The 20984-nt window shown below is 64.0% G+C and carries 19 protein-coding genes, 1 tRNA gene and 1 CRISPR repeat array (1 of these 21 cut by a window edge); of the genes, 11 read left to right on the forward strand and 9 right to left on the reverse strand.

The genetic code is table 11. From position 1 onward, the window contains the following. A CRISPR array of direct repeats spans positions 1 to 1024; the repeat unit is 28 nt; unit sequence GTGTTCCCCGCGCTAGCGGGGATGAGCC (it extends 590 nt beyond the left edge of the window). 116 nt (positions 1025 to 1140) lie between these two features. Beyond that, entirely contained in the window at positions 1141 to 1293 is a 153-nt protein-coding gene (locus H7347_RS00145; RefSeq protein WP_186337048.1) for a hypothetical protein, read from the forward strand. 900 nt (positions 1294 to 2193) lie between these two features. On the opposite strand, the gene H7347_RS00150 is transcribed toward H7347_RS00145, so the two are convergent. From H7347_RS00150 to nrdI, 4 genes are all read right to left on the reverse strand, one after another. Next, a complete protein-coding gene (locus H7347_RS00150; protein WP_152820244.1) occupies positions 2194 to 2811 on the reverse strand; it encodes a hypothetical protein in 618 nt (205 codons plus the stop codon). Between the two features lie 1019 nt (positions 2812 to 3830). Then, positions 3831 to 3904, reverse strand: a tRNA-Arg gene (locus H7347_RS00155). A gap of 109 nt (positions 3905 to 4013) precedes the next feature. Further along, complete coding sequence (gene nrdF / locus H7347_RS00160; RefSeq protein WP_152820246.1) at positions 4014 to 5021, reverse strand: class 1b ribonucleoside-diphosphate reductase subunit beta; 1008 nt, start codon at positions 5019 to 5021, stop codon at positions 4014 to 4016. Next, on the reverse strand, positions 5022 to 5429 hold the full coding sequence (gene nrdI, locus H7347_RS00165) for a class Ib ribonucleoside-diphosphate reductase assembly flavoprotein NrdI (RefSeq protein WP_152820248.1): 408 nt from the start codon (positions 5427 to 5429) through the stop codon (positions 5022 to 5024). Between the two features lie 82 nt (positions 5430 to 5511). On the opposite strand from nrdI, the gene H7347_RS00170 reads away from it, so the two are divergent. After that, positions 5512 to 7587, forward strand: a complete 2076-nt coding sequence (locus tag H7347_RS00170; protein ID WP_152820250.1) for a cytochrome c oxidase assembly protein — start codon at positions 5512 to 5514, stop codon at positions 7585 to 7587. Here H7347_RS00170 and H7347_RS00175 read toward each other — a convergent pair. Continuing rightward, positions 7584 to 8180, reverse strand: coding sequence for a TetR/AcrR family transcriptional regulator (locus tag H7347_RS00175; protein ID WP_186337049.1), 597 nt, complete (start codon positions 8178 to 8180; stop codon positions 7584 to 7586). The genes H7347_RS00170 and H7347_RS00175 overlap by 4 nt on opposite strands. Before the next feature lie 179 nt (positions 8181 to 8359). On the opposite strand from H7347_RS00175, the gene H7347_RS00180 reads away from it, so the two are divergent. Genes H7347_RS00180 through H7347_RS00195 form a run of 4 tightly spaced genes read left to right on the forward strand, consistent with a single transcriptional unit; the run spans position 8360 to position 11753 of the window. Then, entirely contained in the window at positions 8360 to 8908 is a 549-nt protein-coding gene (locus tag H7347_RS00180) for a single-stranded DNA-binding protein (protein ID WP_152820254.1), read from the forward strand. A 56-nt stretch (positions 8909 to 8964) separates the two neighbouring features. After that, positions 8965 to 10635 carry an energy-dependent translational throttle protein EttA gene (ettA, locus tag H7347_RS00185; RefSeq protein WP_152820256.1) on the forward strand — a complete coding sequence of 557 codons (1671 nt, stop codon included), beginning with the start codon at positions 8965 to 8967 and terminating at the stop codon, positions 10633 to 10635. Positions 10636 to 10672: 37 nt separating this feature from the next. Then, complete coding sequence (locus H7347_RS00190; protein WP_152820257.1) at positions 10673 to 11104, forward strand: thioesterase family protein; 432 nt, start codon at positions 10673 to 10675, stop codon at positions 11102 to 11104. Between the two features lie 13 nt (positions 11105 to 11117). Continuing rightward, a complete protein-coding gene (locus tag H7347_RS00195; RefSeq protein WP_152820259.1) occupies positions 11118 to 11753 on the forward strand; it encodes a hypothetical protein in 636 nt (211 codons plus the stop codon). Between the two features lie 13 nt (positions 11754 to 11766). Here H7347_RS00195 and H7347_RS00200 read toward each other — a convergent pair whose 3' ends face one another. Both H7347_RS00200 and H7347_RS00205 read right to left on the reverse strand, forming a co-directional pair. Beyond that, positions 11767 to 12156, reverse strand: coding sequence for a globin (locus H7347_RS00200; protein ID WP_186337050.1), 390 nt, complete (start codon positions 12154 to 12156; stop codon positions 11767 to 11769). Positions 12157 to 12175: 19 nt separating this feature from the next. After that, complete coding sequence (locus H7347_RS00205; protein WP_152820262.1) at positions 12176 to 13204, reverse strand: mechanosensitive ion channel family protein; 1029 nt, start codon at positions 13202 to 13204, stop codon at positions 12176 to 12178. 110 nt (positions 13205 to 13314) lie between these two features. Between H7347_RS00205 and H7347_RS00210 the strand changes: the two genes are divergently transcribed. Together H7347_RS00210 and H7347_RS00215 are read left to right on the forward strand one after the other, a co-directional pair. Continuing rightward, a complete protein-coding gene (locus tag H7347_RS00210; protein ID WP_152820264.1) occupies positions 13315 to 14529 on the forward strand; it encodes a cystathionine gamma-synthase in 1215 nt (404 codons plus the stop codon). Between the two features lie 13 nt (positions 14530 to 14542). Next, positions 14543 to 15049, forward strand: coding sequence for a hypothetical protein (locus H7347_RS00215; RefSeq protein ID WP_152820266.1), 507 nt, complete (start codon positions 14543 to 14545; stop codon positions 15047 to 15049). Positions 15050 to 15132: 83 nt separating this feature from the next. On the opposite strand, the gene hutG is transcribed toward H7347_RS00215, so the two are convergent. Continuing rightward, positions 15133 to 16065 carry a formimidoylglutamase gene (gene hutG, locus H7347_RS00220; RefSeq protein WP_152820268.1) on the reverse strand — a complete coding sequence of 311 codons (933 nt, stop codon included), beginning with the start codon at positions 16063 to 16065 and terminating at the stop codon, positions 15133 to 15135. 10 nt (positions 16066 to 16075) lie between these two features. Next, positions 16076 to 17416, reverse strand: coding sequence for an amino acid permease (locus H7347_RS00225; RefSeq protein WP_152821186.1), 1341 nt, complete (start codon positions 17414 to 17416; stop codon positions 16076 to 16078). A gap of 1123 nt (positions 17417 to 18539) precedes the next feature. On the opposite strand from H7347_RS00225, the gene H7347_RS00230 reads away from it, so the two are divergent. The 3 genes from H7347_RS00230 (at position 18540) to H7347_RS00240 (ending at position 20907) form a co-directional block, all read left to right on the forward strand. Beyond that, the gene (locus tag H7347_RS00230; protein WP_152820269.1) at positions 18540 to 19289 is read left to right on the forward strand and encodes an IclR family transcriptional regulator; all 750 of its coding nucleotides are present in this window, start codon (positions 18540 to 18542) and stop codon (positions 19287 to 19289) included. 125 nt (positions 19290 to 19414) lie between these two features. After that, positions 19415 to 19597 (forward strand): hypothetical protein, encoded by a 183-nt coding sequence (locus H7347_RS00235; RefSeq protein ID WP_152820271.1) that lies wholly within the window; start codon positions 19415 to 19417, stop codon positions 19595 to 19597. 2 nt (positions 19598 to 19599) lie between these two features. Then, positions 19600 to 20907: a YjiH family protein gene (locus H7347_RS00240; RefSeq protein ID WP_152820273.1), complete on the forward strand. Its 1308-nt coding sequence runs from the start codon at positions 19600 to 19602 to the stop codon at positions 20905 to 20907. The last annotated feature ends 77 nt before the right edge of the window (positions 20908 to 20984 follow it).

Below are 20984 nucleotides of genomic sequence, written 5' to 3' on the forward strand. Positions count from 1 at the left end.
CAGGTCACGGCGGCGTTCTCGTGTTCCCCGCGCTAGCGGGGATGAGCCCGATGTCCTCGCCCCAACACAGGTTTGGGAGTTGTGTTCCCCGCGCTAGCGGGGATGAGCCCTCTGCTGGATTCAAAAAGGCAACCAGGGATATGTGTTCCCCGCGCTAGCGGGGATGAGCCCCCCAAGAGGCAAACCGGGAGGGGGAAAGGGCGGTGTTCCCCGCGCTAGCGGGGATGAGCCCGCCGCCATGGCGGGTTCGGGGGCCGTATCGCGGTGTTCCCCGCGCTAGCGGGGATGAGCCCGCCACCTGGCGCGGGCCCGCCGGGGCAGCCGGGTGTTCCCCGCGCTAGCGGGGATGAGCCCCTTGACGGAGCGTTCCTTGAGACCGCGCTTTTGTGTTCCCCGCGCTAGCGGGGATGAGCCCCTTTCTGTGTTGGTGAACAAAAAACAAGCCCCGTGTTCCCCGCGCTAGCGGGGATGAGCCCTCCGAGGCCTTGTTGGATGCTTTCATGGTGGAGTGTTCCCCGCGCTAGCGGGGATGAGCCGAAATCCCGCGCTTACGTCATGGAACAGGCCCAGTGTTCCCCGCGCTAGCGGGGATGAGCCCAGCGCATCGTAGCGGGTCCCCGGAATACGGTTGTGTTCCCCGCGCTAGCGGGGATGAGCCCCCCTCAACTTGCCGCAGCGACAACTCATCCCCGTGTTCCCCGCGCTAGCGGGGATGAGCCTCGACCCCGCCGAGGCCTTGCGGTCAAGGAAACGTGTTCCCCGCGCTAGCGGGGATGAGCCCCGCATGGTGGATCAGTGGCACGGTGACGGCTGGTGTTCCCCGCGCTAGCGGGGATGAGCCCGAGGCGTGGTAAAGCCACCAAGATCGGCGTGCGTGTTCCCCGCGCTAGCGGGGATGAGCCCCATGAAAGCGGTAGCAAACAGCACCAGAATCGGTGTTCCCCGCGCTAGCGGGGATGAGCCTCGAACCCACCCCTCGGCCACCAGGCCCAGGCCGTGTTCCCCGCGCTAGCGGGGATGAGCCGCGCTCAGTCTGCCAATTCAGATCAGCGAGTGGAGACGGAGCCGACCCAGAAGCAAGCACCACAAGCGGTGACACAAAGATCCTCTACCCTAAGCCCCCCCCAGAAAGGAATCACCATGCGCGCACGCCCAATAGCCCCCTACCTCGCCCTTACCACCGTGGGGCTCGCCGTCCTCGTCACTAACCCCCGCAGCTGGACGCTTATCCCTTTGGGGATCGCCCTGGTCGCCACCGCTGCCTTTGATGCCTACCGGGCTACGCAACGATGAAGCTGCCCACTCACAATGAACATCCTCTCCTACGGACACTGGATCCGTACTAATCGGGTGTCTACTAGTCGAGGGTAACCCCAGTGGATCACGAGTTGGGCGATACGGTGTTCCCCGCGCTAGCGGGGATGAGCCGGTTGATTAAGGATGAACGCCAGCGTTGTGAGTCTGAGGTGCAAGGAGAACCTGAGGCGAGGGAACTGGCTGCCGAGAACACCAGGCTGCGCAGGATGAGAACAGCTCACCGTGGATGCGTAGGGTCTGCTACCTGCGAACCCATCCAGAATCGCTAGCACACCGAAGATGAGGGAAGTTCAGGCGGGGCGGTCTTCCAGGTGGGAGGTTTATACTGCTCAGGGTACGAGATTCCTTCCATGATTGGTCTGTCAACTACGAAAGGATAATCCCGAGACCCCAGCCGAACATGACAACCAGGGGCGACGCGGTGGGGGAAATAAGGCGCCAACCTGAAGATGGTTAATGTCTCAATTTCCAATCAATCTCACGTCATGCTATTTGAGGCTTGGCTAAGATTCCTGTCTGGAGATGAGAGGGGGAGTGGTGACAGGAAGAAATGAACAATACCAAACCCTATCGTGAATACTCACGCAATATCATTAGGGAATGAGATGGTAATAAAGATTACCGCCGAAAAGAAAAATGCTGCCCGAATCGTATCTTTCCAGGAATTTTCTTGCCTCAGGGGAAATATTAAGGCCGCGGAAAATGTAATAACAAAAAGTATTCCATACATCCAGGCATAAGGTGTCTCATGTGGGAAACCGCTCCAGCTATAATGCTCAATGCTGGCCGAAGCGCGGGTGGCCAATACTGCCCAGATTAACTCTGGCGTCCGATTGGGTAGACTCTATATTGCTCATGATGAAATCCTCTCCTGCGTTATTCTTCTTCGACTTCAACCTTGAGGGGCGGGGAACCTGCATGACCGTAGAAGGTCAAACCACGTCCGCTGGCTACTGCGGTGGTGAGCTTGGCGGCAAGGTCAATGAAGAATCCGGTGCCGAGAACCACGATAGCACCCGTAATGGCCGTTCCGATTGGGCCGCCTTGAAGGGAATTCCACGCAATGAATGCGGCTTCCAGCGCTGCGGGACCTGCTTCTGCTGCTGTGACCAGGGTTGCGGCAGCACCGACGGTCAGGTCTTTGTGGGGGATGTGGCCGATCCTGTGGTCATACGGGCTGATGAAGCGTTGGTCGCTTTTCTTTTGATTAAGGGTCTCCTGGTTCAGGTTCATGATTCCATGAAGTTGTCGGAGTTCTTCATTGGAAAATCCATGCTCGGACTCGATCTCCTCATCGGTAAGATCGATAGTTAATTTTCCGTTTTCTTTGCCCCGGTAGTGCTCGCCAAGAGAGGTCACCTTTGTGATAAACTGCAGGTCCTCATCTGATATGTTCTCTAAGGCCTTCATTGATTCTTCTACCCAGACGGTTTCTTTCACTGTCTCGCTGGTTTCTGCCTTGGCGATGTTGCTGGTGGGTGCCAATGTAATCATGGTGCCGGTTGTGATAGTCTTGATAGTTTGTGATTCTTTACATTTTTCAACCTTTCTTGGCTTCTGCTGGAAATTGAATTTTCTTACCGAGTTTTGTCTGGGTTATTCCTTTCTGTTGATTGATTTTCATGATACGTTGGCGTGTCTCAGGTTGCAGCAGGTGTGATTTATGCTCCCCTGTCTGGGTGTGTCCGAAGTGTGATTTTGCAGGTGAGGGCGTCGCTAGAAGTCTGAACCTTTATGTGTGTCAGGTTGCTCATGCCGTCGGTGCGAGCGGCGGGGTTGTTGCCTTGGGGCGAAGGGAGCCGGAGGTTGAAGACGAACCACGGGAGAGGAGCAGGCGGCGCGCTAACTATTAGGTGGAACACCGCCCCGGCGGCAGGCCGGAGAAGCAACGTCTGCTGGCGAAAGCGGCCCGGGTGCAGGCTTGATGGGAAACGGGCTTGGTGTATTGCGGGTGAGGAGCATTGAGCGGCTATCGCGGTGGCCCTGTCTGGAAGGGTTGGGCGTGGCGCGGACTGCTGGGCAATCCGGGCGGCTTTCGCTAGCTCGCGGGCGCGTGACGTCTGGGCCTCGATGTCTTGGGAAATATGGATGATGAACTCGCAGATGCTTCGGGATCGGCTACATCGACGGCTAACGGAGCGATGTCCTGGGCCATAGCGGGGATGTGATTGAGGTGCCGGCCCGGGGCAAAGCCCTCGACGTTCTTTGCTTGTGGCAATCCGCCACCCCATCCCTTCAGGTGTTGATGTGAAATTGCATTAAAATGCCCTGCTAGCGGCAAGAATAGGGGCGAAAACCCAGGCCCACATGCCTCCGCGTGGGCTGCCGACAGCCCCGCGCCGCATTAGATCCCGGCGGCTTCGGACTCTGCCCTACCCACTACCACCAGATGCGCCTGGGCACCATCGGCCATGACCATGCCCCCGTGTGCGTCCAGTATGTCGCCCGGGGCGGCTCGTAGAGGCCCCAAGCCCTGGGAGCTGTGCCCGTTAGTCGGGATACTGTGTAAAAAGCGCCCCCGGCAGGATTCGAACCCGCGACCAATGGGGTAGAAACCCACTGCTCTCATCCGCTGAGCTACGGAGGCATGACGGCCCCGATCGGAACCGGGAAACCGCGAGGAAGATTCTAGCGCATGGGGACGCGGTGGCAAGGCGTGCCCCCATGCGTGCCCTCGAAAGCGCATCAAGCGTTCTTTAGAAGTCCCAGTCCGATTCCGCCGTGGGCTCGGTGGCGCCGATGATGTAGCTGGAGCCGGAGCCGCTGAAGAAATCGTGGGTCTCGGAGGCGTCGGGGGTCAGTGCCGCAAGGATTTCCGGTTCCACGGCCTCGGCCTCGTCCTCGTAGGCGGGGGAGTAGCCGAGGTTCATCAGGGCCTTGTTGGCGTTGTAGTGCACGAAGGGCATCACGCCGTCGAAACCGGGGGTGGGGGCGAGGGCATAGAGCTCGGCGGAGTAGTCGCGCTCCAGGGCCAGCAGGTCGGCCACGAGTCGGTGGGTGAAGTCGTGCATTTCCTCGCGGCGCTGGGGGTGGGCGTCGAGCCCGCGTTGGTATTTGTATCCGGAGTAGTAGCCGTGCACCGCCTTGTCGCGCAGGATGAGGCGGATCATGTCTGCGGTGTTGAGCATGACGGCCCTGGTGGAGAACCATAGCGGCAGGTAGAACCCGGCGTAGAGGAGCAGGGAGGAGAGGATGGTGGCCGCGGCCTTGCGCTTGAGGGGGTCGGTGCCGTGGTAGTGGGAGAGCACGGCGGTGGCCCGGCGCTGAAGGAGGGGGTTGTCGATGGCCCAGGTGTAGGCCTCGGTGATCTCGCGGGTGGAGCAGAGGGTGGAAAAGACGGAGCTGTAGGAGCGGGCGTGCACGGATTGCATGAAGGCGATGTTGGTGTACACGGCTTGTTCTTGCTCGGTGCGGGCGTCGGGGATCTGGGCGGGTTCGCCCACGGTGGCCTGCACGGTGTCAAGAAGCGTGAGGCCGGTAAACACGCGCACGGTGAGGGTGCGGTGCGCGGGGTCGAGGGCCTGCCAGGAGGGCAGGTCGTTGGAGAGGGGAACCTTTTCCGGCAGCCAGAAGTTGCTGGTGAGGCGGCGCCAGACCTCGGTGTCCTTGGGGTCTTGGAGGAGGTTCCAGTTGACGGGGCGGATGGGGCCGTCCTGCGGGCCGCGCCAAGCGCTGGGCAGGAGGGATCGTTCGATGTAGTGCATTTACAGGGTCCTTTCGATGAGGAGGCGGCGTACGCGCGCAACGTCGCGGGAGGTGCCCAGAAGCTCGAAGCGGTAGAGCTCGGGCACCTGGCACTTGCGGGAGATGAGAGGGCCGGCGCAGCAGTAGGCGCTGCCGAAGTTGGTGTTTCCGCTGGTGATGACGCCGCGCAAAAGGCCGCGGTGGGCGGGGTCGTTGAGGAAGTGGATGACCTGCTTGGGCACGGCGCGCGCAGGGTCGCCTCCGCCGTAGCTTGGTGTGATGAGGATGAAGGGTCGGGTGGGGTGGATGGGTTCGTCGCCGCGGCGCAGGGGGATGCGCGCGGCGGGGTGGGCGAGCTTGTCCACGAAGCGCCGGGTGTTTTCCGAGGCCGAGGAGAAGTAGACGATGTCGGGCGGGTGAGTGTTCATATATCAGATAATAAAAGTTCAATCGGTTGAACTCCAACGGGCCGGTGAGGCGCCCGCACGACGGAGAAGTAGGGTGGAGCCCATGACAGCCCTCGCCGCACCCGAACCCCAGCGCCGGAGCCAGGCGCGCCTCTCCTGGCCCCTCTACCTGCTTTTTTCCCTGGTCGCGGGCGGCGTGGGGGCGGCGATCTCCTGGGGCTTTTTGAGCGAATCCCTCGCGGCCCTGGGCATCCCCGATCCCGGCCGCCTCACCACCGCCGGGCTGCCCTTCTTCCGTGCGGTGGGCTGGATGATGGCCTCGCTCGGGGTGGGCTCCTTCCTGGCCTCCGCCTTCCTCATTGCCCCGCGCCCTGAGCCCATCCTCCAGGCCCGGCTGAGCGTGGATGGGCACATCGCCGCGCGCACGGGTTCCTGGAGCATCCTGTGCTTCGGCCTGGTGGCGTTGCTGATGATCCCGCTGACGCTTTCCGACGTCTCCGGCACCCCCTTTGCCCAGACCCTGCGCCCGGAGGCCTGGGGCCTGGCCATTAGTCAGGTATCCACGGCCCTGGCCTGGCTGTGGGTGGCCCTGATCTGCGCCGTGGTGGGCGGCCTGGGGTTGTGGTCCCACCGGTGGGCGAGCCAGCCGTGGCTGCTGGTGGGGGCCATCCTCACGGTGATCCCCCTGGGCATGGAGGGCCACTCCGCGGCCGGAGGCGATCACGACTACGGCACGAACTCCTACCTTTGGCACCTGATCTTCCTCGTGCTGTGGATGGGCGGACTCATGGCGCTGATCGCCCACGGGCGTCGCCTGGGCCCGCACCTGGACGTCGCCGTGCACCGGTACTCCGCCCTCGCGCTGGTCGCCGTGATCTTCATGGCCGCCTCCGGTCTTATCAATGCCGCGATCCGTATCGAGTTCTCGGACTGGTTCACTACAACCTACGGCCGCATCATCGTGGCCAAGACCGCGGGCGTGATCGTGCTGGCGTTCTTCGGTTTCCTACACCGCCAGCTCACCATCCCGCAGCTGCGGCGTGACGCCACGCGCTCTTCGGCCTTCCTCCGCGTAGCCATCGCGGAGGTGTTGGTTATGGCCGCGGTGACCGGCATCGCCATCACGATGGGGCGCACCCCACCGCCCCCGCCGCGCGATCCCAATCTCTCGCCCATGGCCATCGCCATCGGGTTCGATCTTCACCAGCGCCCCACCTTCTGGAACGTCTGGGGCATGTGGCGCTTCGATCTCATGTTCGCCACCATCGCCATCCTGCTCGCCGCTGCCTACCTGTGGGGGGTCGTGCGCCTGCGCTGCGCGGGTGCCTCCTGGCCGTGGTCGCGCACCGCCTGGTTTCTGCTGGGGTGTCTGACCCTGGGCGCGATGATGAGCTCCGGCATGGGAATGAACATGATGGCGCTCTTTTCCATGCACATGCTGGTACACATGGGATTGTCCATGGTGGTGCCGGTGTTCCTGGTGCTTGGTGCTCCGCTCACGCTCGTCATGGAAACCGTGCCCCCCGCAGCCCCTGGGTGCCCCCCGGGGCTGCACGAATGGGCCTGGGCGCTGTGCCACAATCGCGTCATCGGGTTCATCACCGCGCCGGGCGTGAACACCGTGCAGTTCATCGTGATCTTCTACCTGCTGTATCTCACTCCGCTCTACGACGTCCTCGTCTCCGAGCACGGCGGGCACGTGGGGATGAACATGGTCTTTTTAATCTCCGGTTATCTCTACTTTTGGGACATGATTAGCCCCGACCCCGTGCCGCGTCGAGGCACCCCCGTGGCGCGTATCGGCTGGCTGATCTTTTCCATGCCGTTTCACCTCTATTTTGGCGTGTACCTCATGCAGCTCACGGACATCCTGGCCGGAGATTTCTATTCCTCGCTGGGCCTGCCCTGGGAGCCGGATCTGCTGGAGGATCAGCGCATCGGTGGCGGCATCGCCTGGGCCTCCGGGGCGTTTCCGCTGGTGATCGTGTTTAGTGCACTCTTTCGCCAGTGGCGACGCGAGGAGGAAAAGAAAGCGAGTGATTATGACCGCCGCGCCGAGGCGGAAGGCGATGTGGATATGGAGAACTATAACGCCATGCTGGCGCGCATGAACGCCGGCGATAGCCCGCAGAATGACGCTTACTACACCGAGGAATTCGGGGCGGGGAAGAAGCGTTAGGCGGCGTCGGGGGAACGTGGCAGCACCCCGGCTAGCGGCAGCGCGATGGTGTCTACCATCTCCTCAATGGTCCCCAGCGGCACGGGCTGCGCCTGCGTGATGAGCATCTCGCGCAGGACGGAGGGGGCGGCGGTACGGGTCATGTGCGTGGTGGCGGTTAGGTCGATCTCCCCGCGTCGATCCGCCCGTTGGTAGATCTCATCGATGACCTCGAAGCGATCTTCCGGCAACATGCTCATCAGGGGATTCAAGCCGCTGGGATCCTCCGTGCGGAGCCCCGAAAGGTGCAGGCGCACCAGGGTAATCATGTTCGGATACGTATCGTTGATCTCCGCGAGCAGGGCGATAAGGTCCCCGCGCAGAGAGCCGGTATCGGGCAGGTGCAGGCGATTGGTCTCGAAGAAGTAACGAACGGCGTCGCGGGCGAGCTCTTCCTTGTCCGCCCAGCGGCGATAGAGCACGGCGCGGCTGGTATGCGCGCGTGTGGCCACGGCATCCATCGTCATGCCGGTGTATCCCGAGGCCTCAAGCTCCGCCCAGGCGGCGTTGAGCAGGGCGGATTGGAGGGTTTTCCCGTATCGTCTCACGGCCATACCCATTGAACATACCCCACAGCAAGTGTTGGGTACCACACTGTGGAAGGAGGGGAGTTATCCACAACGCAGCGGTGTGGTGCTGGTGGGGACGGATGCACCTGGGGCATGCTCGGCAGTACTACGAGACCGACGACGGCTCTTGAGGGGGCCGACGCTACCAGGGGGAGGATCATCGCATGGCCAATACGCCGATTACCATCACGGGAAACCTCACGCAGAATCCCAGGCTCAAACGCACCGAAAGTGGGGCGCTGGTGTGCCGGATCCGATTGGGGGCGGATCGTCGTGTTCCGGCCGCCGACGGCACGGGGTGGACCAGCCTGGATAGCCTGTTCATCGACGTGGAGATGTGGGGCGACCTGGCCTATAACACCCGTTGCTCGGTGGCCAAGGGGATGCCGGTGATCGTCAGCGGTCACTTGGTGACCACCGAGTGGTGCGACGCGACCACGGGGGAGAAACGCTCCCGGATCCTGCTGCGGGCTCGGCACGTGGGGGTGGACCTCGCCAAGTACCAGGTGCGGTGGCGCAAGTGCCGCGTGGTCGCCCAGCAGACCGATAACGGCGCCCTGGCGCCCGATGCGATCGACCCGGCCTACCTGGACGAGGACAAAAACCCGGGGACCGGTATCGAGGCGACCGAAGAGGGCTTCGACCAGGCTCCGCCCGCGGAGATCCTGCGGCGCGAGCCGGAGGACGAGGAGGATCACCCGATGGCAGCGTAGGTAGGGTAGCCTCTCAGGTGACTTCAAAGAAGGTACCTAACGACCAAAGGGGAATCATGAGCGAATTCATCTACACGATGAAAAACGTGCGCAAGGCCATCGGCGACAAGGTGATCTTGGACAACGTCACCATGGCCTTCTACCCGGGGGCCAAGATCGGCGTGGTGGGGCCAAACGGTGCCGGCAAATCCTCGATTCTCAAGATCATGGCGGGGCTAGATCAGCCCTCCAACGGCGAGGCCTTCCTCGATCCGGGGGCCACGGTGGGCATCCTTCTCCAGGAACCACCCCTCAACGAGGATAAGACCGTCCGGGAAAACGTGGAGGAGGGCCTGGGCGAGATCTTTGAGATCAAGAAGCGCTACGAGGCCATCGCCGAGGAGATGGCCACCAACTACACCGACGAGCTCATGGAGGAGATGACCACCCTCCAGGACAAGATCGACGCCGCCGACGCCTGGGAGATGGACTCCAAGATCGAACAGGCGATGGAGGCCCTGCGCTGCCCGCCTGGCGACGAGCCCGTGACCCACCTCTCCGGGGGTGAGCGCCGCCGCGTGGCGCTGGCCAAGCTCCTGCTCTCCGAGCCTGATCTGCTGCTACTCGATGAGCCCACCAACCACCTGGACGCGGAAAGCGTGCAGTGGCTGGAAAAGCATCTCCAGGATTACAAGGGCGCCGTGCTGGCCGTGACCCACGACCGCTACTTCCTCGATCACGTGGCCGGATGGATCTGCGAGGTCGATCGCGGCAAGCTCTACCCCTACGAGGGCAATTACTCCACCTACCTGGACACGAAGGCCCAGCGCTTGGAGGTGGCCGGCAAGAAGGATGCCAAGCTGCGCAAGCGCCTCAAGGATGAGCTGGAGTGGGTGCGTTCCGGGGCCAAGGCCCGCCAGGCCAAGAACAGGGCCCGCCTGGAACGCTACGAGGAGATGGCCGCCGAGGCCGAGAAGTACAAGAAGCTGGACTTTGAGGAGATCCAGATCCCCACCCCGCCCCGCCTGGGCAACAAGGTGGTGGAAGTCAGCGGCCTGGTCAAGGGCTTTGACGGCCGCACCCTCATCAAGGACCTCTCCTTCACGCTGCCGCGCAACGGCATCGTGGGCGTGATCGGCCCCAATGGCGTGGGCAAGACCACCCTCTTTAAGACCATCGTGGGCCTGGAATCCCCCGACGAGGGCGCGGTGGACGTGGGTGAGACGGTGCAGCTGAGCTACGTGGATCAAAACCGCGAGAATATTGACCCCGAGCAGACCGTGTGGCAGGTGGTCTCCGACGGCCTGGACTATATTCAGGTGGGACAAAACGAGATGCCCTCGCGCGCCTACCTTTCCGCCTTTGGCTTCAAGGGACCCGATCAGCAGAAGCCCTCCAAGGTGCTCTCCGGCGGTGAGCGCAACCGCCTCAACCTCGCCCTGACCCTCAAGCAGGGCGGTAATCTCATCCTTCTCGACGAGCCGACGAACGACCTCGACGTGGAGACCCTGGGTTCCCTGGAAAACGCGCTGACCAAGTTCCCCGGCTGCGCGGTGGTGATCTCCCACGATCGCTGGTTCCTGGATCGCACCTGTACCCACATCCTCGCCTGGGAGGGCAACGTGGCCGAGGGACAATGGTTCTGGTTTGAGGGTAACTTTGAGGACTACGAGAAGAACAAGGTCCAGCGCCTGGGCGCGGACGCCGCGCGCCCCTCGCGCGTGACGCATCGTAAGCTCAGCCGCTAAGGCAACACGAGCAAGCTAGAAAGAGGATGCCATCGAGATGAGCGCAGAGCAGACGCAGCAGCCGGGCGCGGTACACCGGGCCTACGTGGAACTGCGGTGGTCCGATTTTGATCGCTTCGGGCATATGAATAACGCCCAATACGTCGAGATCGTGCAGGAGTCTCGGGTGCGGTTCAGCCTGGATAACTTCGTGGCCCGAGGACTGCCCATGCCGATGTTCGTGGTGCGCCACCTGGAGGCGGATTACCGCATCCCCATCGTGCCGAGCCCGTCGAAGAAGGTACTGGTGGAAAGCACGGTCACCAAGGTGGGGCGCTCTTCCTTTACCACCCTTCAAGAGATCAAGGACGATGAGGGGCGCACCGCGTGTGCGATCCACTGCGTGCAGGTGGCCCTGGATAAAGAGACTCTGCAACCCAGGGAGATCACCCCGGAGGAAGTAGAAATCCTCACCATGCGGACGGCGTAACGGCGTGGCGGTCATGAGAGAAACGCTCCGTATTCGCGCAGGTGCTCCGGGCCTAGAGTCCCTGCTGGCTCGGGCTGTGGGGCTCGACGCCTCGGCCCTGGCCCGGTTGCGCTCCACGCCCGATGGCCACCACGTGGACGTCTTTGTCACCACTCCCTTCGAGGTCGTGGCCGCCCGCCGGGTGGAGGGACAGGCTTCCCGCGAGGGGGCCGTGGTCGGCGCCCACGACCTCTACGGCGCCGTCGCGGCGCGCAGCAGCGCCCGGGACATCGGGGTGGCCCGCGACCCGAGCTGGCCGGGCGCCCTGCCCCCGGCGGAGGGCTTCCGACTCCTCGACGAGGTGCCGGTTTCCGTGGTGCGCGGCCTAGCGGATCAGGGCCAGGCCCTGGCCCGGCAGTTTTCCGGACCGCTGGGCCCCCCGGCGAGCCTGCTCAATCAGCCCGTGCTGGAGGTCAGCGGGGAGGAGGGCAGCAGCGTGGCGGTGCCCATGCGCATGATCTTTACCTGCACGGCCCTGGGCCTGATCCCGGGGTTCGCCACCCCCGTCGAGGTGCCGCGCCACCTGCGGGTCTCGGCCCTGGGCCGGTGGGTACGGGTGGACGCGCCCTTCGGCACGGTGTATCACTCCACGCGGCTCTCGCTGTTCTGAGGCGGAGCCCGGTTTAGCCGGGCCGGTTGATCAGCATGTGCGCCACCCGCGTCATGTGCTCCCAGAGAGCGTGGCGGTAGGCGGGCGGGAGCTCCTGTTCCTCGATCTCGTCGAGCGAGGCCTCCATGAGGTCGAGCCAGCGCTGCGCGGTGGCCGCGTCGATGGGAAAGGGCATATGCCGCATCCGTAGCCGGGGGTGTCCCCGTTGCTGCTGGTAGTCCGCCGGCCCGCCCCAATACTGGGCAAGGAATATGCGCAGCCGGGCCTCGGCCCCCTCCCAATCGTCCTGGGGGTACATGGGGCCGAGGAGGTCGTCGGTGCGTACGCGGCGATAAAAACCGGCGACGAGGCGCGTAAAAACCTCGCCGCCGAGGGCGTCATACAGGCTGCGGGGAGGAGTCACACCCTCCCATTCTAGGGGGTCAAGACTCCTGCTCCTGGGCGGGGCGGGAGATGCCGATGCCGTGGGGGTAGGGCACGGTGATGTCATTGTTCCGCATGGCATCGAGAATGTGACCCTGTACCAGGCGCTGCACGTCCCATTGCATGCCGGGCATGGTCTTGATGGCGATGCGGTAGGAGAGATGATCGACCTCGAAGTCGGACACGCCCTTCATCTCCGGCTCGTCGAGCACCCATTGGCTCGTGGTGGGGTCGGCGCAGGCCTCCTCGGTGGCCTTGTGAATGACCTCCCAGGCCTTGGTGGAGTCGTTGGACAGCCCCACCGGCACCTGGATGCGGGCGATGGCGTACTCGTCGGAGAAGTTCCCCACGCGCAGGATCTCGCCGTTGCGCACGTACCACAGGGTGCCGTCGATGTCCCGGATGGTGGTCAGGCGCAGGGAGATATCCTCCACGTCCCCGATAATGCCCTCCCCGACATCGATGGTATCGCCCACCCCGTACTGATCCTCCAGGAGCATGAAGATGCCGGAGAGGAAGTCCTTGACCAGCGATTGCGCGCCGAAGCCAAGGGCCACGCCGATCACACCGGCCGAGGCGATCAGCGGGGCGATGTTCACGCCCAGGGTGTCCAGGATGGACAGCACGGCAAAGACCCACACCACGATGGCCACGGCGGATTTGCCCACCTGTGCCAGGGTCTTCACCCGGGACTGACGGCGTTTTTCCTGCACCTTATTCAGGGCGGCCACCCGCGCGGGTAGCTCCTCGGACTCGGCGGCGCGGCCCTTGCGAGCCAGACGACCCAGCGGGGCGGCGCTGCTCAGGTTGTGCTGGGCGAACTTGTCGATGAGCCGGCGCAGCGCCCAGTGCGCGACCACCGCCACCAGCAGGGTAATGCCGATGGAGATGGGGCGGTCGATGAGCCAGGTGCGGGCCAGCTCGCTGTCCCACCAGTTGCTCACGGTCTCCACCGTCTGCTGGGCGGTCTCCGCGCCGGGGAGGGGTTCTTTGGTTGCGGTTGCGGAACGTAGTACTTCGTTGAGCATAGGGTTTCCAGCCTAGCGATCTGTGCGCGGCCGCGCCGGGAAAATAAAGTATGCGCGATCTGAACCGCTTGGTCTACTATGTGGTGCTACGACCGTAGGAGGGATCAGCCATGAGCATTCACACCAGCCGCGCCGACGCCGGCACCGCCGCCCGCCGCGCGCAGGGGGCCGCCGAGCAGGAAGCACGGGGCTTTGCCACCACCGCCATTCACGGAGGCTATCGGCCTGATACCCACACCGGGGCGATCAACGTGCCCATCTACGCCTCCACCACCTTCGCCCAGGATGACGTGGCCACCCTGCGCGGCGGCTACGAGTACTCGAGGGTAGGCAACCCCACGGTCACCGTCCTGGAAAACGTCGTGGCCGCGCTCGAAGGGGGCTCCTTCGGGCGAGCCTTCTCCTCCGGGATGGCCGCCACCGATACCGTGCTGCGCGCCCTGATGCGCCCCGGCGACCACCTGATCCTGGGCAACGACGCCTACGGCGGCACCTTTCGGCTCATCGACACCTCCCTGAAGGACTGGGGCATCGCGCACACCGTGGTAGACACCACCGATCCCGCCCGGGTGCGCGCCGCCCTGCGGGACAACACCCGCGTGGTGTGGGTGGAAAGCCCCACCAACCCGCTGCTGGGCATCACCGACATCGCCGCCGTGGCCCAGGCCATCGCCGCCCACCCCGCGCGCCTGGTGGTGGACAACACCTTCGCTAGTCCCTACCTCCAGCGGCCCCTGGAACTAGGTGCGGATGCGGTGGTGCACTCCACCACCAAGTACCTCGGCGGTCACTCCGACGTGGTGGGCGGCGTGGCGGTCACCAATGACGCCGACCTCGACGCTGAGCTGCTCTTCCTCCAGGGGGGAGTGGGAGCGGTGCCCAGCGCCTTCGATGCCTACCTGACCTATCGGGGCATCAAGACCCTGCCGCTGCGCATGGAAAGGCACTGCTCCAATGCGCTCGCGGTGGCACAGCTGTTTCAGGCAAGCCCCAAGGTATCCCGGGTGCTCTTCCCCGGGCTGCCCGACCACCCCGGTTACGAGGTCGCCCAGAGGCAGATGCGTGGGCCGGGAGGCATGGTCTCCGTGCGCTTTGCCGGGGGCCGGGAGGCGGCGCTGGCGTTCTGCCGGGCTACCCGCCTGATCTGTCTGGCGGAATCCCTGGGCGGGGTGGAGTCCCTGCTGGAGCACCCGGCCACCATGACGCACCAGTCCGCCGCCGGTTCTCAGCTGGAGGTACCGGACGACCTGGTGCGCCTCTCCATCGGCATCGAGGACGAGGCCGACCTGCTTGCCGACGTGGAGCGGGCGCTGGGGGAGGTGTAGGGGATTTGTGCTTATGAGCGGTAATAAATGGTGTGAGGAGGACACCGGCGATATGGGCATCACCGGGAGTCGAGATAGGGAGCGACCTGAGTACGTTGTTCGGGGCGCCCGAGGGCGGGGCAAGGAGGTGCTCGGAGCGGAGATGAGCTCCGAGGAGATTGAGGTGATGAAGCGGTTGGATCGCGCCCTGCGCGAACGACGGCCGCTGAGCACCGTGGCTATGCCCAGCGAGGTGAGCGCCGCGATGGCTGCCGAGCTGCTTGGAACAACGCTATCCACAGTGATGGGGTACGTGAGCGAGGGACGCATTGGGGTTGTGGCAAGCGGCGGACAGCACGGACTCTGCGCCGTCGACGTGTTAGGCATCCGGGAGGAAGCCGGTAAGGAGGCCGAGAGCGCGGTATTGGCGCCCATAGGCCTGGGGTTGGATGTAGAGGTGGCGGGGGGAGACTTTGGCTTCACTCCGTATTTTCCAGAGGTCCCGTCACATCCTGGGCAGTCCCCGGAGTGCGAAGATTGATCACTAATCTCGCTGACGTCAATGCTGCTGGATTGTGCTGGTGCTCAAGGCGCGATTGCCCAGGACCCGTGTCACCGGCTGGCTTACACCAGCGCTGCCACGATGTCGTCGATGAGTCGCGCCGCAACCCTGGCGGTGCGCCCGTCCACGTCGAAGCGGGGGTTGAGTTCCGCCACGTCCACCAGGCGCAGCTTCCCGGAGGCCGCCGCTGCCCGCACCATCGCCCGGTAGGCGGCCAGGGAGACCCCCACGGCGGCGGGGGCGCTCACGCCGGGGGCCACGGCAGCAGGAAGCCCGTCGAGGTCGATGCTTAAGTGCAGGTGATCGGCGGTGTCGGCGGCCTCGGTAACGAGCGCCGCCGCGTCCTGAGGGCCGAGGGCGGCCAGCTCGTCGTCGGTGCGCACCTGCACCCCGAGTTCGCGGGCGGTATCGAAGAGCACGCGGGTGTTATTCGGCCGAGAAATCCCCAGCACGCTGTAGCGGAAGTCCTCGCCCACGTGCTCCGCGATCTGGAGGAAGGGCGTGCCGGAGGTGGGCCATTCGGCGCGGCGCAGGTCGAAGTGGGCATCCAGGTTCACGATCTGCACGCCCTGCGGGTGGGTGCGGCGCAGCCCCCGGTGGGTGGCCCAGGCCGTCTCGTGCCCGCCGCCCAGGGCGATCACGGTGTGCCCGCCCTGGGTCAGTGCCGCCACAACCTCGCTCACGCGCTCCTGCGCGGATTCTAAGTCGGTACCGGCGGTGACCACGTCGCCCGCGTCGTAGCGGGGCAGGTCGTCGTGGACAGCCAGGCTGCCCAGGGCCGCGCGCAGGGCCCTGGGTGCCTCGGCGGCGCCCTGCCGCCCGCCGTTGCGCCGCACGCCCTCGTCCGAACGGAAGCCCAGCAGCGCCACACCGGGGGTGGCGTCCGCGGAGTCGAGCGGCTGCACCACCGAGTGCCAGCGGGCGTGTTCGGGGCCGGGGCCGTCGTTGCGGCCCGTCCAGGCGGCGGGGGCGATGTCGATACCGGGCAGGGTCATGGTTCCTCCTCTAAGCGACGTCGGCGATCTGCCGGTGGCGGCCCGTGGCATAGTACAGGGCGGTCATCACAGCGAGGAAGCCCACGCCCACGCCCAGGGCCAGCCAGTATTCCGATTGCCACACCATGATGCCAAAGGCGAAGAGGATAAAGCCGACGGCGAAGTACTGGCCCCAGGGCCAGAAGGGGACGGGAAAGGCGAGGTTGTGCTCCTCGGCGGGGTCGAGGCGACGCCGCGAGGCCACGTGGGCCAGCAGGATCATCAGCCAGACGTAGATGGTGGCGAAGGTCGCCAGGGCCGCGACGATGGTAAAGATCCGCTCCGGGAGCACCGCATTGAGCACCACGCCCACGGTGAGCACCGCCACCAGCGCCAGGGTGGTGACGATGGGCACGCCCCGGCGGTTCGCGCGCCCCAGGGCCGAGGGGGCCAGCCTGGCGCGCGCCATGCCGGTGATCACGCGGCCCGCGCCGAAGAGATCGGAATTAATGGCCGAAAGCGCGGCGGTAATCACCACCGCGTTGAGCAGCGCGGCGGCCCAATTGACCCCCAGGGTGGAGAAGATCTGTACGAAGGGCGACTCCTCGCCGTCGATCGCCGTCCAGGGATTGAGCACCAGAATCACCAGGATTGCCAGCACATAAAAGAGCAAAATGCGCACCGGTACCGTGTTCACGGCCTTAGGGATTGTCCTTTCCGGCTCCTCGGCCTCTGCGCCTGCCACGCCGATGATCTCCGTGCCGCCGAAGGCAAAGAGCACCAGGATAAAGGCTGAGATCATGCCGCCAATACCGTGCGGGAAAAAGCCGCCGTCCGCCCACAGGTGGGAAATGCTGCTGGTCTCCGGGCTCGACCCCAGGCCAAAGGCCAGGATCGCCGCGCCGCCCAGGATCATGGCGATCACCGCGCTCACCTTGATGAGGGTAAAAGCAAACTCCAGCTCCCCGAACAACCGCACGCTGGCTAGGTTCGCGGCACCCACTACACACAAGGTGACGGCCACCCACACCCACTGCGGGGTATCCGGGAACCAGAGCCGCATGTAGATGGCGATGGCCGTGAGATCCGCCAGGCATACGATCAACATCTCAAAGGCGTACATCCAGCCGGTGATATAGCCCGCCCATGGCCCCAGATAGCGGCGGGTGTACTCCGCAAACGAACCCGTGATGGGGCTGGCCACCGCCATCTCGCCCAGGGCGCGCAGCATGAAATACACCACCGCTCCCGCGATGAGGTACACCAACAGCACCGAGGGACCGGCGGCCTGGATGGCACCGGCGGAGCCGTAGAATAGGCCCGTGCCGATGGCCGAGCCCAGGGCGATGAAGTGGATGTGGCGGGCGCGCAGGCCCTTGGGGGGCGCGGCCTTGGCGGTCGAGGCGCCGAGGGTGGTGTCGACGCCGTGGGCGCCGTTATCCTGAGCGCTCGCGGCGCGGGCGGCGGAGCCGCGTGGCGGGTTCTGCGGAGACTGCGCGGGCTGCGGCACGGTGATCCTCCCTGCGTTGGGGTCTTAAGGTTCGCGGGGTGCAACCGGCGCACGGCGCCGTATGGTGCGCACCACGGAATCTTTCTTAATGTGATAGTAGAGGGTGGGGTAGGGGAGGGTAGTGGATGGGGTGGGTAACGGGTGAGGGCAAGATAATCTTGCAAGAAAATGAGATGCCAATGAAGTTTTATTGAATGTTGGGTATTGATTTAATTTCCGGGTTTCGGTATCTGAGTGATGCTGGAAGGTTTATTTTTTCGCAGGGAATGCTTCAGAAGTATTATCTACTCCCCGGGGGTGTGGGATAATCTTGAAGAGGATGAATTGAGAGAAATATCCTATAGGTATGGATGGGATGGCGGCCCGGTATCTGATCTATGTATCTCCCGGAGGGTATAGATAGGGGCTGGCGCCTGGAGTAATGGGTATCGGTTAAGTGCTGGCAGTGTTATAAAGCTTCAAATGCTAGTGATTACATTAAAAAAGTTATCGCTCAGCTAGTATATAAAAATTCTTCCAAGGAGATTTGTAATCTATATGGGGCGTTGTGTTGCGGCGAAGAAATTTCAACTTTGGAATGGGCTAAGCGGGATTTTCCGGCAGGGGAGTGATTGTGTCAGGGAAGGGTGGGTGGTTATTTTGTTCTTTTGTAAAACGTATGGATCGGAGGATCTATTTTCCCTAAGTCTGCATGTAGTGGTTTTCCTGAGGGGGTCGGACGGGGATAATTCTACACATAGCAGATAGGGGTGTTTGTATTGATGGGCCAGAAATTGGGGTATTGGCAAGAAATTTTAAGAGGAAAGTTCTTTGTCGCAATGAGGGGAAGGGAGTAATATTATGCTGTCTATCGCGGATGCTTGCCAAAGTGGTAAAATTATTACCCAATGTAATATGTGGGGCGCCGTACATTCATAACTACATGATTATCTCATAGCGATTGTATTATTTTGCACTAATTGTGTAGTGAATTATCATATTTTATATGACCCACGTGCCTGCCGCCCGCAACACGCTGCGCATCCTCACGCTGCTTTCTTCCATTGACGTCCCTATCTCCGCCGCCCGCATTCGCGCGGAGCTGGATCTGCCGCGCTCTACCACCTATCACCTGCTTACGGAGATGGAGCGGGCCGGTTACGTGGTGCGCATCCCGGAGACCCGCACCTGGGGTCTGGGCCTGGTGGCCTATTCGATGGCCAATGCCTACGTCACGCAGCAGCCCTTGGTGCGCCTGGCGCGTCGCCCGCTGCAATCCTTAGCGGAGTCGGTGGGCGGCTCGGCGCACCTGTCTCGTCTGGCGGGCTCGGAGGTTGTGTACCTGCTGGAGGTGCGTGGCCCCCGGGCGGTGTCCCTGGTCACGCAGGAGGGGGTGCGCCTGGTGGCGCTGGGCACGGCCTCGGGGCGGGTGATGTTGGCGCACTTGCCGGAGTCGGAGGCGAAGGCCGCCTACGCGCCGCATGGGGCCGGCACCTCGTGGGGGCGCGTGCGCCGCGATCTGAGTCTTATCCGCGAGCGCGGTTGGACGGAGGAGGTCGAGGAGGTGAGCCGCGGTCAGCACAGCCTGGCGGTGGCGGTGCTGGATCACGTGGGCCGCCCGGCGGCGGCCCTGGCGGTGACCTTCCCGGTGGGAACCCTGGCCGAGCAAGACCGAAGGCGCATTATCGGCCGCCTGAAAGGGCAGGCGAACAAGGTGGCTAGTCACCTCTATGGGATCGTGCTAGATTCACCATAAACTGCGCTTGGCTGTCGCGCAGACCACTTTCTGATGTATTCCTGCGGTTCCCGTGGGGCGTCGGTGCGGTCTGTCGCGCCTGTGCTCGCTCGGGGCCGCCGAGTCTATAAAGGAGCGGAAAAATCATGCCGTCCATTGCGGCCAGCGCGCGCAAACTCGCACAAGGCCAAGCATCACCCCGCAACTCAACCCCCATCACCCTCCGCCCCGGCCTCCTTACTCCCGCCGAGGTGGTGGCCGTCGCCCGCTATGCCGCACCCGTAGAAATCGCCTCGGAGACCCGAGAGGCCGTGGGGGAGCTGAGCTAGCCATGACGACCTCAACGAAGGCAACCCCCGGCCTGTGGCGGCTATTCGTCTATAGCGCCGTCGGCATCATCGTGTTTTTTCTTCCGGTGACGTTCCGGGGCAAGAGCACCATCCTTTTGGATCACATGGTCACCCTCCTGCGCGAGCTGCTGGGCCCTGCGGTGGGTTGGGTGGTGGGCGCGCTGGTGCTCTACGGCACCGTGCGCGGGTTGCGCAGGACCTCGTGGCGCAACCCCACCCAGGCGGTCTTTGGCCTGCTCTCGGTGGCGGGCCTGGGTGTGGCAGCCATGATCCTCACCGGTACCCTGCCCGCGGTGCTGGCCCGTCCCGATCTAGTGCCCTTCCTGTGGGAGAAGATCGCCATTCCGGTGGCACTGATCATCCCCGTGGGCTCGGCCTTTCTGGCCCTGCTGGTGGGCTATGGCCTCATGGAGTTCGTGGGCGTGCTCATGCAGCCGGTCATGCGGCCACTGTGGCGCACCCCGGGCCGCTCGGCCATCGACGCCGTGACGAGCTTCGTGGGCAGCTACTCCCTGGGCATGTTGATTACCGACCGGGTGTACCGTCAGGGGCGCTATACCGCGCGGGAGGCGGCGATCATCGCCACCGGCTTCTCCACGGTCTCGGCGGCCTTCATGGTGGTGGTGGCCGGCACCCTGGGCCTGATGGACTACTGGGGCCAGTACTTTGCCGTGAGCCTGGTGGTGACCTTTGCCGTTACGGCGATCACGGTGTGGATTCCGCCGCTGAGCGTCATCCCCGCCGAGCACTATCCGGGGGCCACCCCGGACCCGGAACCGAAAGTCACCACCGGGCGCCTCGCGGCGGCCTGGGCGGCGGCCAGGGAGGCCCTGGGCCGGGCCCCGAGCCTGGGCCGGGCGGTGGGAGAGAACTTCCTTGACGGCCTGCGCATGAGCGCGGCGGTGGTGCCCTCGATCCTGTCGGTGGGCGTGCTGGGCCTGGTGTTGGCCACCTACACCCGCGTGTTTGACCTGCTGGGCTACCTCTTTTACCCGGTGGCCTGGCTGGTGCGCCTACCGGAGCCGCTGCTGGCGGGCAAGGCGGCGGCCCTGGGCATCGCGGAGATGCTGCTGCCTGCCACGGTAGTGGCGGAGGCCGATTCCCTGGTGCTGCGCTTTGTTATCGGCGTGGTCTCGGTGAGCACGGTGATCTTCTTCTCCGGGCTGGTGCCCTGCATCATGGCCACCTCCGTGCCGCTGCGGCTGTGGCAGCTGGTGGTGATCTGGTTCGAACGCGTGGCGCTGAGCATCCTGCTGGCCACGCCGCTGGCGTACCTGCTCGTCGGTTGAGTCTGGTATTTCAGACACCTTGCCCGCGCGCACCCTGGAACCTCGGGTGTGTTGCGCCTTACGATCGTGATCGTCAT

The organism is Corynebacterium sp. zg-331, from assembly GCF_014267345.1.
In the GTDB taxonomy this organism is placed as follows: domain Bacteria; phylum Actinomycetota; class Actinomycetes; order Mycobacteriales; family Mycobacteriaceae; genus Corynebacterium.

Bases quoted from the DNA above. Each gene is read 5' to 3' on its own strand.
- H7347_RS00145 (WP_186337048.1), top strand. From the start codon at position 1,141: ATGCGCGCACGCCCAATAGCCCCCTACCTCGCCCTTACCACCGTGGGG.
- H7347_RS00190 (WP_152820257.1), top strand. From the start codon at position 10,673: ATGAGCGCAGAGCAGACGCAGCAGCCGGGCGCGGTACACCGGGCCTAC.
- H7347_RS00150 (WP_152820244.1), bottom strand. From the start codon at position 2,811: ATGATTACATTGGCACCCACCAGCAACATCGCCAAGGCAGAAACCAGC.
- H7347_RS00175 (WP_186337049.1), bottom strand. From the start codon at position 8,180: ATGGCCGTGAGACGATACGGGAAAACCCTCCAATCCGCCCTGCTCAAC.
- H7347_RS00240 (WP_152820273.1), top strand. From the start codon at position 19,600: ATGACGACCTCAACGAAGGCAACCCCCGGCCTGTGGCGGCTATTCGTC.
- hutG (WP_152820268.1), bottom strand. From the start codon at position 16,065: ATGACCCTGCCCGGTATCGACATCGCCCCCGCCGCCTGGACGGGCCGC.
- nrdF (WP_152820246.1), bottom strand. From the start codon at position 5,021: ATGCACTACATCGAACGATCCCTCCTGCCCAGCGCTTGGCGCGGCCCG.
- nrdI (WP_152820248.1), bottom strand. From the start codon at position 5,429: ATGAACACTCACCCGCCCGACATCGTCTACTTCTCCTCGGCCTCGGAA.
- H7347_RS00170 (WP_152820250.1), top strand. From the start codon at position 5,512: ATGACAGCCCTCGCCGCACCCGAACCCCAGCGCCGGAGCCAGGCGCGC.
- H7347_RS00180 (WP_152820254.1), top strand. From the start codon at position 8,360: ATGGCCAATACGCCGATTACCATCACGGGAAACCTCACGCAGAATCCC.
- ettA (WP_152820256.1), top strand. From the start codon at position 8,965: ATGAGCGAATTCATCTACACGATGAAAAACGTGCGCAAGGCCATCGGC.
- H7347_RS00215 (WP_152820266.1), top strand. From the start codon at position 14,543: ATGAGCGGTAATAAATGGTGTGAGGAGGACACCGGCGATATGGGCATC.
- H7347_RS00205 (WP_152820262.1), bottom strand. From the start codon at position 13,204: ATGCTCAACGAAGTACTACGTTCCGCAACCGCAACCAAAGAACCCCTC.
- H7347_RS00210 (WP_152820264.1), top strand. From the start codon at position 13,315: ATGAGCATTCACACCAGCCGCGCCGACGCCGGCACCGCCGCCCGCCGC.
- H7347_RS00235 (WP_152820271.1), top strand. From the start codon at position 19,415: ATGCCGTCCATTGCGGCCAGCGCGCGCAAACTCGCACAAGGCCAAGCA.
- H7347_RS00195 (WP_152820259.1), top strand. From the start codon at position 11,118: ATGAGAGAAACGCTCCGTATTCGCGCAGGTGCTCCGGGCCTAGAGTCC.
- H7347_RS00230 (WP_152820269.1), top strand. From the start codon at position 18,540: ATGACCCACGTGCCTGCCGCCCGCAACACGCTGCGCATCCTCACGCTG.